This is a genomic window from Draconibacterium sp. (genome assembly GCF_041583095.1).
GTDB lineage: Bacteria > Bacteroidota > Bacteroidia > Bacteroidales > Prolixibacteraceae > Draconibacterium.
This window is the reverse complement of the sequence record NZ_JBFHGM010000156.1, coordinates 1-11,959: the sequence shown is the minus strand read 5'-3', so window position 1 is coordinate 11,959 and position 11,959 is coordinate 1. Positions and strand designations below refer to the sequence as shown.

Sequence of the window (11,959 nt, the reverse complement as noted above, 5' to 3'; positions counted from 1 at the left end):
GAATATATATTGCCTGTACGAAGTCCTGCTTCAATATGCCCTACAGCAATTTGTTTGTAAAAGGCAGCAAGAGCAGCGGTGGAGGAAGTAGTGGTATCGCCGTGCACTAATACCACATCAGGTTGATAATCGTCGAGTACGTCACGCATTTTCAGCAAAACCCTGCTGGTTATTTCGTACAGATCCTGGTTGGGTTTCATGATATCGAGATCGTAATCCGGGTGAATGTCAAAAATTTCCAGCACCTGGTCAAGCATTTCGCGGTGTTGGGCGGTTACACATACTTTCGAGTCGAATATATCTTTATTTTTTTCCAGCTCTTTTACCAGTGGAGCCATTTTAATGGCTTCGGGCCGGGTTCCAAAAACGGATAATATTTTCTTCTTCATTTACTTATTTTCTTACCCCGCAGAAGTCCAGTTCTCCGGTTTTTGGTTCTAATTCAAGAAATTCTTTGTGCGCCACCAGATAAACGATAATGTCGGCTTCTTCGTAGGCATCTATATAATTGGTTAAACCAGTTCCATTGTATTTGTTAATGTTAGGCTCAACCAGCATATAGCTGGCTTCTTCAAATTTTACCAGTGAATCAGCCACTGTTCGGGCCGGGGATTCTCTCAAATCGTCGATATTTGGTTTAAAGGCAAGTCCCATTAACGCCACAACGGGCTGGCGTTTGTTTTCGTTCTGAAATTGGAGTATGTTATTCTTAATTTTTTCAATTACCCAAAGCGTTTTATAATTGTTTATTTCGCGGGCTGTTCGGATAATGCGCGCTTCTTCAGGGAAGTCGGATGCAATAAACCAGGGATCGACTGCTATGCAGTGTCCACCCACACCGGTTCCTGGTTGCAGAATGTTTACCCGGGGGTGTTTATTGGCCAGTTGAATCAATTCCCATACGTTGATATCGGCCTTATCGCAAATGAGTGATAGTTCATTGGCAAACGCGATGCTTACATCACGGGAGGAGTTTTCGACCAGTTTACACATTTCTGCAGTGCGGGCGTTGGTTTCATGTAGTTCAGATTTTACAAATTTGCGGTAAAATGCACAGGCCGCTTTTGTTGATTCGGGATTGATTCCTCCAATAACCCGGTCGTTATTTTCCAACTCGTAAATTACATTCCCCGGCAGCACGCGTTCGGGGCAATAGGCAATATTGATCTTATCCTTTAACTCCGGGCGTTCTTTATGAATCAGGTTCGCCATTTTTTCGGTAGTGTATATCGGACTTGTCGATTCGATAATAAACAAGTTGTCTTCGCGCAGGAAAGGAATGATCATACGCGTTGCCGATTCCACAAAACTAATGTCAGGTTGATGATCGCCTTTAAATGGAGTAGGAACAGCAATTAAAAAAACATCGGCCTGGGTGGCAGCTGTTGAAGCCTTCAGGCTATGATTTTCGATTACGTATTTTACCAAACCTCCTAATTCGGGTTCAACGATATGTATTTCTCCTTTGTTTACCGTTTCAACTACCTCGGGGTTAACATCAACGCCTAACACATTTATCCCATTTTTTGCCATTAAAGCGGCGGTTGGAAGCCCGATATAACCCAGGCCAAGCATTACTGCATTTTCGAAACAATATCTCATATGGTAAGTTTATAGGCCAAATTTAGATTTTTTGAAGATTAAAGAACGTATAACAATGCCATTACTTGTTAAGTAACCTAACGAATTTAGCGGTTTGGTTTTTCCTGGAGTATTTTTCGTAGGATTTTGAATTTGTTTTTAACGTTCCTTTTTTAAAATGATTAAAATACAATTGCAAGGTACTTTTTATGCCTTCTACATCTTCGAAATTTTTACAAATACCGGAATTTGTTTCGGAAATGATTTGTGCAGAGTCAGATTCTGTCGGACCAATTGCTAGTATTGGCCTGTTAAGAGCTATGTATTCATACATCTTGCCAGGTATAATTCCCAAAGCATTTGGGGCATTATTGATGGGTAATAACAACACCTGAGATTTTTTTAATAAGGCCACTCCTTTATTATGAGGAAGAAAGTCGATATTGGTTAGAAACTTAGCTAAGCCTGCTTTTTTGATTGAATGAATGATCGAATCATCGGTTTGTCCAATTAACTGTATGGAAAGAAATTCCCGGAGTTCAGGGATTTCAGCCAGCATTTCATTTAAGGCCATCCACAGTGATTCCGGGTTTCTGTCTTTATTGAAGGAGCCAAAATGAGATATAGAAAATTTTGCATCAATATCAGGGCTTAAGTTCTCGAAATCAACATGATCAAATCCATTGTACACGAGGTCAATTCTTCGATGACTGATATTGGCTAATTCTTCTTGCCAACGGGGAGTAACGGTAACCACATGATTTGCTTTCGATAAAACCTCTTTCTCCAGTCTTTTATGTTTTTTATCTGCCCAATTAGTTAATCTTAACTTGTGATAAAAATCTATATTGGTCCAGGGATCCCTAAAATCGGCGATCCACTTAATGTGCGGAAATCTTTTTTTTAAACCTAAGGCTATTAAATGCATACTATGTGGCGGTCCTGTTGAAATGATGGCATCAATATCGTTCTTATTTATATATTTTGATAAATATTTAATCGATGGTTTAATCCAATATTTTCTTGGATCGGGAATTAAAAAGTTTCCTCGAATAAAAACAGATAGTTTACTTTTCCAGTTACCTGTAGAAGCTTCAGAAACATAACCGGCTTTAAATTTTGTCCCTTTCTTTTTCCCGGAAAGACGTCGGTACACATCGTATGGTTCCCAGATTGGATGTTTGATTATTATGCTGTCTTGATGAATTTCGCGTAGTAAACTTTCGTCATCTACAGAGGAGTCAGGATTTTCAGGCGTATAAATAATGGGCTGCCAGCCGTGTTCGGGTAAATATTTTGACATTTTTAGCCACCTCATTACTCCGCCTCCGGCACTTGGCGGCCAATAATAAGTTATGATGAGGACTTTCTTCATTGCTAAAGTGATTGGTAGATATGTAATAAATTCGCCACAAACACCTCCCACGAATACTTCTTTTTCTCTTCGGCGGCATTGCGGCTAAATTCTTCTTCTTTATTTAGTTCATAGAATTTATCTATGGCATCAGCTATTTCCTGCTTGTCGGTATTTACCACATAGCCCACTTTTTCGTTGGGTATCAGTTCTGCCAATCCCCCAACATTTGTAGTTATCATGGGCTTGTTAAAGTGGTAAGCTACCTGTGTAATGCCACTTTGTGTGGCTGTTTTGTAGGGCTGTACCACCACATCTGAAGCACAAAAATATTTGTGAACGTCGGTGTTAGGAATAAAGTCAGTTCGCAGTTCAATGTACTCTTCCAGTTGATGCTTTTTTATGATCTCCAGGTATTTGTCCGGTTTGGAATAAAACTCTCCGGCTATCAATAATTTTACCGGAAGTTCGCGAAGTTTCTTGTCGGCGAAAGCTTCCAGAAGAATATCCAGGCCTTTGTAATCGCGGATAAATCCGAAAAACAGAATGTAATTAGTATTTGTATCCAGGGCGAGCTGTTCCTTTGCTGTTTCTTTGGGAATTATTGCTCCAAAATTATCATAGAGCGGGTGTGGAGTATAACTTCGTGGTTTTTCTGTATCAAACTGCTTCAAGTCGTTCAACACACTTTTCGACATCGTGATAAAAGCATCAACATTTTTTATGAAATACTTTGATAGTAAAGTGTCGCCCGGCTTTTTCTCGTGTGGAATTACATTGTCGGTTATGGCGATTACTTTGGTTTTTTTGTTTTTTCTGACAATTTTGGAAATAGTACCCAAACAAGGCCCCATAAACGGTATCCAGTAGCGCAGAATTACCAAATCAGGAGCCTGTTTTCTAAGGTATCTTCCAACTTTTATCCAGTTGAGAGGATTGATGGAATTAACCATCACTTCAATATCAAGTCCCTCAGGAGGTTCTTCTTCTGAATATTGTGTTTTTCCGGGGAACAGGATAGATGGGTACTGGAGGCTGAATGTGTATATTTTTACATCGTCGCCATTATCGATAAAAGCCTTTGCCATTCGTTCGTTGAAAGTAGCAATTCCACCGCCTCGGAGGGGGTAGGCCGAACCTACAATGGCAATTTTTCTTTTTTCCTTAGTCATTTTGTTTTGGTTTTACAATTTCCCAATATCCGGTTTTTGCGCTTCCAACCCTTTGGATAATATTAAGTTCGCGTAATAGTTTGAGGTCTCTTTTTATCGTTTCTCTTCCGGCACTGCAAGCTATTGCAAGTTTGGCAATGGTTATCGACGGATCAATTTTTATTCGATTGATAATCTGTTTCTGTCTTTCATTTACAGGCTCATTTACAGGCTCATTTACAGGCTCATTTACAGGCTCATTTACAGGCTCATTCTTTTTGTTAGTCAATGACAATGTAATTTTAGCCTGGATATAACCACTTAAATCTGAGACGCTAAACTGTAAGTCGGGATAGTCCGAGAACCATTCTCTGAGTCTTTTGTATCCTGTTCCGTATTTCTCGATATCGCCTGTAAGGTAAAAAGCTTCTGTAAGCAGTTTATTCCTGTGTCGGGAAATGTAGTTGTCGGTATAAAGGTCTGCAATTTTAAGTCCTCCCATGAGTTTCCCAGGATTTGTAATTTCAATGCTTTCGTCAAAAATCTTTACAATAACATCGGTAGGGGTGGAATAATCGCGATGAACAATGGCGTTTAGCAATAATTCCCGGATCGCAGGAATGGGATACTGCCAATGTTCAGTTCGTTGTAAACCTGTTCCCCCAAATTTAAAACCAAGCCGGATATTTTTCTTGATGAATGTTAATGCTTCTTCTACCGCCAGAACCAAGGGGCTTCGAATCATTAAATCATCAATAATTGTCGTTTCCGATTTAAAACGTCCCAGGTGAATATTCGTCAGGTGGTGCCCGAATAACAACTCGCTGGCCCGTGTTAGCCTGTTGTTTTTAATTAAACCAAGCCTGGCAAAATCGTGTTTAATGTTGCCTGATAACTGGAATCGGCCTGAATTACCGGATTTGTTACGGAAGACTTCGATGGCATCTTTATCTAATTCTTCAAAGTCTGTGTCAACTTCAAATGAATCAAACGAATAATTCAGACTTGTAAGTCGAAGTTCGGTAATTTCATCGGCAGATAAGATATGATTTGAATTCATTTTTCTTATATAGTGTCTGCCTTTGCACGATACAGGTTTTATAGGGAATTCGTTAACCGAAAATACAACAATTGTTTTGTTGTTATATTTAATGATTTTGGTATCGGGAATTATTGCAGGTTCGGTAGTTTGTTTTATTTCGTTTAACCATTTCTGAATTGTTTCTTCCGTAATGGAGATTCCTGTCGGTATTCCCTTGTTGTTCACTCCAATCAGAATTTTTCCTCCGTCAGTATTTGAAAATGCGACGATTGTTTCTATTACTGCTTTATTGAATGACTGTTTATATTCAACAGTATTACTTTCTCCTTGAGCAATAATATTTTTTAAATCATCATTTGTCATTCTAATAAGATGAATTGGCGATTATTTTGTTTCGATGGATAAAGATATTAGAATTTACCTAAACAGTTCAGGTTTTGTTTTTTAATAAAAAGGGGATAAGCGCAATGCCTATCCCCTTTTTGTATAATTTTTTGTAGATGTTTACAGCTTCCCAAACAACTTCTTATAGCTAACCTGCTCACCAATAATTTTACCCAAATCGGCAATGGCAACTCGCTCTTGCTCCATGGTGTCGCGGTAACGGATGGTTACTGTGTTGTCTTCTTTTGTTTGATGATCGACTGTTACGCAGAACGGCGTACCAATGGCATCCTGACGGCGGTAACGTTTACCGATCGAGTCTTTTTCGTCGTACTGACAGTTGAAATCAAATTTCAGGTCGTCGATAATTTCGCGGGCTTTTTCCGGCAGACCGTCTTTTTTAACCAGCGGCATAACAGCCAGTTTTACCGGAGCCAGTACCGGAGGTAATTTCAGTACTACACGTGTATCTTTTTCCAGCTGCTCTTCGCAGTAACTTGCAGAAATTACCTGCAGGAACATGCGGTCGACACCAATCGATGTTTCAACAACAAACGGAACGTACGACTCGCCAAGTTCCGGATCGTAGTAGCGAATTTTTTTGCCCGAATATTGTTCGTGTTGCGATAAATCGAAATCAGTACGCGAGTGGATACCTTCCACCTCTTTAAACCCAAATGGGAATTTATATTCAACGTCGACAGCAGCGTTGGCATAATGCGCCAGTTTTTCGTGCTCGTGGAAACGGTAGTTTTCGTCGCCAAAACCAAGGGCACGGTGCCATTTCATACGTGTTTCTTTCCATTTTTCGAACCAGTCGAGCTCGCTGCCGGGACGAACAAAAAATTGCATTTCCATTTGTTCGAACTCGCGCATACGGAAAATAAACTGACGTGCTACAATTTCGTTACGGAAAGCTTTACCAATTTGGGCAATTCCAAACGGAATTTTCATACGTCCGGTTTTTTGCACATTCAGGTAGTTCACAAAAATACCCTGGGCCGTTTCGGGGCGAAGGAAAATTTTTGAAGCACCTTCAGCAGTCGATCCCATTTCGGTAGAAAACATGAGGTTAAACTGGCGTACATCAGTCCAGTTTCGTGAGCCTGAAATCGGGCAAACAATACCTTCGTCTTCAATTATTTGTTTTAATTCTGCCAGATCGTTATCGTTCAACGCATTTGAAAAACGTGTATGCAGGTTATTCCATTTTTCCTGGTTGGCCAAAACGCGAGGATTGGTTTCGCGGAATTGTTTTTCATCAAAAGATTCGCCAAAACGTTTTGCGGCTTTGGTCACTTCTTTATTCATTTTTTCCTCGTACTTCGCCAGCTGGTCTTCAATAAGTACGTCGGCACGGTAGCGTTTTTTCGAGTCTTTGTTGTCGATTAACGGATCGTTAAAAGCATCAACGTGGCCCGATGCTTTCCAAATTGTGGGGTGCATAAAAATGGCTGAGTCTAAACCAACCACATTTTCGTGCAACAGCACCATGCTGTCCCACCAGTATTTTTTGATGTTGTTTTTCAATTCAACACCCATTTGTCCGTAATCGTACACTGCTCCAAGCCCGTCGTAAATCTCGCTCGATTGAAATACATATCCGTATTCTTTGCAGTGTGCTACTAATTTCTTGAAAATATCTTCCTGTGCCATCTAACTATAATTTCTGAATTGTGAACGCAAAAATAGGATAAAATTCTAAAGTACAGGAGAGAGAGCCGGAAGATTAAGGATTAGTGATTAAAGATTAATAGGAGAATTAGTTAGTGAGTGAACAAAGAATGAGTGAATGAGGAAATGTGGAATGAAAATTCCGCAGAGATTGAAGTAGGTTGAAAAGAGATTGATTTTAAGGTAGGAGGAGATTGTTAAATTGTAGAGCTGTTCACTGCGACGTATCAAACACAAAGACTCAAAGACACTAAGAACTGAACCACATTAGGTACATAGGAATATTAGGTTTTAAACACTTCAAGCTTTCAAAAACTCTTGAAGGTTAATCTGTTTGCATATTGCTGTTTGCCGATTGCCAACTCATACTGCTAAATTGCTAAACTGTTAACTGCGACTGGAAACTGAAAACTTTCCTCCCACTTCTGAAATCCAAAATCGTGAATCAACATTCGTCATTCACTTTTTCCTCATTCACACAATAACCCATTCAGTTTTGCCTGATGTAACTTGCTGATCAATCCTTCAACAAATCTGTCCTTCAGTCCATGTTTTTAATCTACCTCTTCAAAATCAACATATTCGCCTTTGTCCGGGTTGTTCCTGTTATTTGAACGCCGGTTTTCAACAGTAACTTCACCTTCAGGGCGTTTGGGTTGCTGCTGACGTTGCTGCTCCTGCATTTTTTGCTGCATATTTTTCATCCCCTTATCAATTATTTTAGGAAAAATATAGCGCACAACAAAACGAAATCCGAAGTAGATAACAGCAATTATAACGAGAGTTCGCAGGAAGCCTACCAGGTATAGTGTAATAAATAATGCCATAACAAAAACTAATTTGGTTCGGTGGAAAATAATAAGTTCACACCGAACGACAAATTTAAATTTTTTGCTTTAGATGGTTGCACCAGCCTTAAGATATTATTTGTTGCCAGGTAAAGTTGTACACCTCTGGCCGTGTAGCTGCAAGCAAAACCGGGCATAACCTGCCCTAAATTATAAAGGTTTAGCCCACTGCTTAATTCGAATCGGGTTCCTAAAAGAACATTGAAATAGGCCGCCAGATAATTACTGACTTCTCCGTTGTAGTAGGTAAGGTTGTCGGAAAAGTTTAACTTCATTTTGTCATTTAGATGATGTGTTGCCATCAGGTTCAGTCTTACCGGAAGCAGTTCGTACTGGCGCTGGGTAAAGGCTTCGGCGATTGTTTTATAAGGCAACGAATCGGTTAGGGCCTCCAGGGCAGCTCTGGGTTCAAAATAGTAGGCTGCTGCCGTGTCGGAAGACTGGTAAAGACGAGTGTAATCTATCGAACCAACAAAGGTATTGTTAAAAGCCTTGTCGTTTATCGTGGTAAAACCAATATCGGCAATTGCCACTGCAACGGTAGTTTGTTTGTTCGGTTGGTAGGTAAATCCCAAATCGATGCCGGCTCCCATATTTTTGAACTTAAAAAAGTAATCTCCGGCCGTAAAATCGGTATTAATGCTTGTTTTACCTATAACCGGATCGTACTTCACATCAATTGGTCCCGATATCCGATAATCTCCGTTTGGAATAACTTGCAGCACTTGCCTGTCTTCATCGGTTTGTATCACTACATTCAGGTTCTCGATGTCGTAAAAAAAGCGGCCAAACAACACTTTTGGTCGTATTCCAATACTCAATTTCTTCGTAACTTGTTTGGCATACGAGAAAGACAGTTCTCTGTAAAATTGTGTTTTAAACGAGATGGGGCCAAATTCCTCTTCCTTCCCATAATAGGGTAGAAGCCCCTGATCGATAAACTTCAGAAACTCGTGATCAAAATTTCCCCAGAGCAGAACCCGTTCCGACAGGGAAAAGCTCAAGGTTCGTTTATCGTTTCGGTGACTTAAATATACAAGTGGAAGTGTTGCATTTGCTTTAGCATCGCCGGGTTCGCCCAACGACGTATAAAAATGATCGAAACTATATTCAAAGTTTTCGGTAAATAAATAATCGGACGAGAAATTAGCATTCCAGTGAAGCACGGCACCCGATAAAAGAGGAAGACCGATCACCAGTTTTTCGGTTTTATTATGAAAGGCCGGATTTGATTGCGACGATTGACTTACCTCCGACAAAAACTGCAGTGGATTTCCGTTTTGTGCCGATGCAGGTACTCTGCCAAGTGCAGCAAACAGAATGATTATGAATCCTACTTTTGTGGTTAAGCTTTTCATTTGTGTATTAACGATTATTTATACGATAACCCGCCAGTGGCGGGAAACACGCAAATAACCATCTCCCTTTGGGAAAATCATTTTATCTTTTTGTTTTATCCTAAATATTACAACGCAAAAATATGGTTTCTATTGAGTTAGTACAATTACAGGCACAAAAAAAGGCGGAACCGCCCGCCAATTGGAACACAGATAACACGGATTTAGGTTGATTTACGCAGAAAACAAAAAAGAAATAAGTCAATTTGGGTAAGATGACTGAACAAAATAGACTCAAAAATCCGCTTATAAAAAAATAGAATCCCGAAGTTATTTCTCCGGGATTCTATTTTAGTAGTGCTTTCAGTGCAACAATAAGGATTGTGAACCTTTATAACAGTTTAATATTCATGATTTATTTGAAACAGGAATATTAACGATGTTGATTTGGCAAATACGCTAAGCGTATCAAGCGAAAATCATAACTATCCGCGTCATCAGCGTTCTGCTAACTAATGTTGGCTTACATCGCCACCGCTCGATTCGTCGATGTCTCTGATATCCGGATTCCCATGATAATTAATGTCCGATCCGCTGCTGGCATTGGCATAAAGCTCGCTGCTAACACTAACGGTAATATCCGAACCGCTGCTGGCGTTGGCATAACAAATTGCCGATTCAAGCTCGCCGGCTTTTATATCGGAGCCGCTGCTGGCATCAACACGAAGTGTTTTTACTTTGCCACGGAGTTTGGCATCGCTGCCACTGCTGGTATCAACCGACAGATTTTTGTAAAAAACTTCTATTTTCAGATCGGAGCCGCTGCTGCAGCTTACTTCAAGCGATTCGCCTTCCAGGGTATTTGTCGACTCCACATCAGAGCCCGACGATGCCGAAAGTTCGTTCAACTCTTTTACGGTTACATAAACTTTTCTTGTTTGGTTGCCACTTCCCCAGTTAAACCAGTTATTACGTTTCATGTAAATTTTAAGCGTTCCGCCTTCTACATCGGTTTTCAGATCATCAATTATATCGTCGTCGGCCACAACTTTTACTTCTTCGGCGTTGCCCATTGTAAGGTACAAGTCGATTCCGGTTGAGACTTTTATAGCATTAAAACCGCTTATTTGTCGCGTTTGGGTTTCGTCGCTGTTCCCTGCAAGTACTGTTCCGTAGCTTGTAATAGCTATCATAAACAGAAATAAAAATTTTGAGAATGTCTTCATGTGCGTTATTTTATGTTTTTTGAATTGAGACTGTTAAAAGGACGCTCCTTAAAATGGAAAGTTACAGTTGCTTTTAATTTTTTATCACATTTCCGCCCGATGATTTGCTTATTTCGGTTTCAGACGGGTTGCCATTATAGAATACATTGCCACCGCTGCTGGCAGTTGCCTGCAGTTCGTTTTCGGTACGTAGCCAAATGTTTGCGCCGCTGCTAACATTTGCCCGGGCCGATTTTGCTTTTAAATCTCCGGCTTTAATGTTCGATCCCGAGCTGGCTTTGGCACTTATCGAACCGGCATTTCCCTCGAGAAAAATATTTGACCCCGAGCTGGCCTTTGCATCTATCTCATCCGCATTAAGCGAGAAGGTTAAATTGGCTCCCGAAGAAACGGCCAGGTCGATATTTTTTACGTTTAAAATATTCTCGGAATATACATTGCTGCCCGATGATGATTTTGCCGCTTCGAGCTGTGGAAGCGTAACAAATACTTTTAGGCTGCTTGCATTTCGGATGATGTCGATAGCCTTAATATGTAGTTCTTCACCGCGTAATTCGGTTACAATGCTGTTGTGCAGGTTTTCATCGGCTTCAACCACCACGTTATAATCATTTCCCATGGTGACGTAAACATTCATCCCACGGCTTACATTTAAAGCATTAAAATCCTCCAGATTTCGCTCCTCGGTTGTTACATTGCCATTTCCTTTAACAGTTGACTGCAATAAACATGAAGTAGTAAAAAGTGATAAAATGATTCCGGAAAGGAACACTACAAACTGTTTCATAATTCTTTGTTTGGTTTATAATTGTAGTGCAAATTATTGCAATCCAGTCGAACACAGGAAATTATTTCGTTAAACCGGGGTATTTTGTCGGTAAGCAGGAATTGAATTCCGAGAATGTAGAATGATGATTAACGATTTTGGATTGCAGCAGAAAGTTTTCAGTCGCAGTTAGCAGTTCAGTAATTTGACAACAGAACTGTTTAGCAGAAGTTTCTTGAATGAGTTATTGGGTGAATGAGGAAGAAAGTTTGCAGTTTTCAGTCGCAGTTTCAGTTTTACAATTTAACAATGGAACAATTTAGCAGTAGTATTGCGAATGAGTTATTGAGTGAATGAGTAGTGAATGCAGAACTTTGAATTTCGAATAAAGATTAACGATTGCTGATTTCAGAAGTGGGAGGAAAGTTTTCAGTTGGCAGTCGCAGTGAACAGTTTAGCAATTTATCAATAGAACAATTTAGCAGTAGTATACAAATCTATTGTGTCCTATGTACCTAATATGGTTCAGTTCTTAGTGTCTTTGAGTTTAATACAGTCCCAGTTTTCAGTTTTACAATTTAGCAATGGAACAATTT

General features: G+C 40.0%; 10 protein-coding genes. All 10 read right to left on the bottom strand.

Annotated elements, in window-relative coordinates:
* The coding region (locus ABZB17_RS14430) for a UDP-N-acetylglucosamine 2-epimerase (protein ID WP_372651041.1) at window positions 1-389 on the bottom strand (389 nt) is incomplete at its 3' end.
* Window positions 390-393: 4 nt separating this feature from the next.
* Window positions 394-1,602: a UDP-N-acetyl-D-mannosamine dehydrogenase gene (wecC, locus tag ABZB17_RS14425; protein ID WP_372651040.1), complete on the bottom strand. Its 1,209-nt coding sequence runs from the start codon at window positions 1,600-1,602 to the stop codon at window positions 394-396.
* Between the two features lie 61 nt (window positions 1,603-1,663).
* A complete protein-coding gene (locus tag ABZB17_RS14420; RefSeq protein WP_372651039.1) occupies window positions 1,664-2,956 on the bottom strand; it encodes a glycosyltransferase family 4 protein in 1,293 nt (430 codons plus the stop codon).
* Window positions 2,957-2,958: 2 nt separating this feature from the next.
* Window positions 2,959-4,107 (bottom strand): glycosyltransferase, encoded by a 1,149-nt coding sequence (locus ABZB17_RS14415; RefSeq protein WP_372651038.1) that lies wholly within the window; start codon window positions 4,105-4,107, stop codon window positions 2,959-2,961.
* The gene (locus ABZB17_RS14410) at window positions 4,100-5,491 is read right to left on the bottom strand and encodes an RNA-binding domain-containing protein (protein WP_372651037.1); all 1,392 of its coding nucleotides are present in this window, start codon (window positions 5,489-5,491) and stop codon (window positions 4,100-4,102) included. Before ABZB17_RS14410 ends, ABZB17_RS14415 begins: the two co-directional genes overlap by 8 nt.
* 141 nt (window positions 5,492-5,632) lie before the next feature.
* The gene (locus tag ABZB17_RS14405) at window positions 5,633-7,168 is read right to left on the bottom strand and encodes a glycine--tRNA ligase (RefSeq protein ID WP_372651036.1); all 1,536 of its coding nucleotides are present in this window, start codon (window positions 7,166-7,168) and stop codon (window positions 5,633-5,635) included.
* A gap of 572 nt (window positions 7,169-7,740) precedes the next feature.
* The gene (locus tag ABZB17_RS14400) at window positions 7,741-8,013 is read right to left on the bottom strand and encodes a DUF4834 family protein (RefSeq protein ID WP_045025999.1); all 273 of its coding nucleotides are present in this window, start codon (window positions 8,011-8,013) and stop codon (window positions 7,741-7,743) included.
* 8 nt (window positions 8,014-8,021) lie between these two features.
* Window positions 8,022-9,392 (bottom strand): DUF5723 family protein, encoded by a 1,371-nt coding sequence (locus tag ABZB17_RS14395; protein ID WP_372651035.1) that lies wholly within the window; start codon window positions 9,390-9,392, stop codon window positions 8,022-8,024.
* A 491-nt stretch (window positions 9,393-9,883) separates the two neighbouring features.
* Entirely contained in the window at window positions 9,884-10,597 is a 714-nt protein-coding gene (locus ABZB17_RS14390; protein WP_372651034.1) for a head GIN domain-containing protein, read from the bottom strand.
* 73 nt (window positions 10,598-10,670) lie between these two features.
* Window positions 10,671-11,384 (bottom strand): head GIN domain-containing protein, encoded by a 714-nt coding sequence (locus ABZB17_RS14385; protein WP_372651033.1) that lies wholly within the window; start codon window positions 11,382-11,384, stop codon window positions 10,671-10,673.
* Window positions 11,385-11,959: the final 575 nt, after the last annotated feature.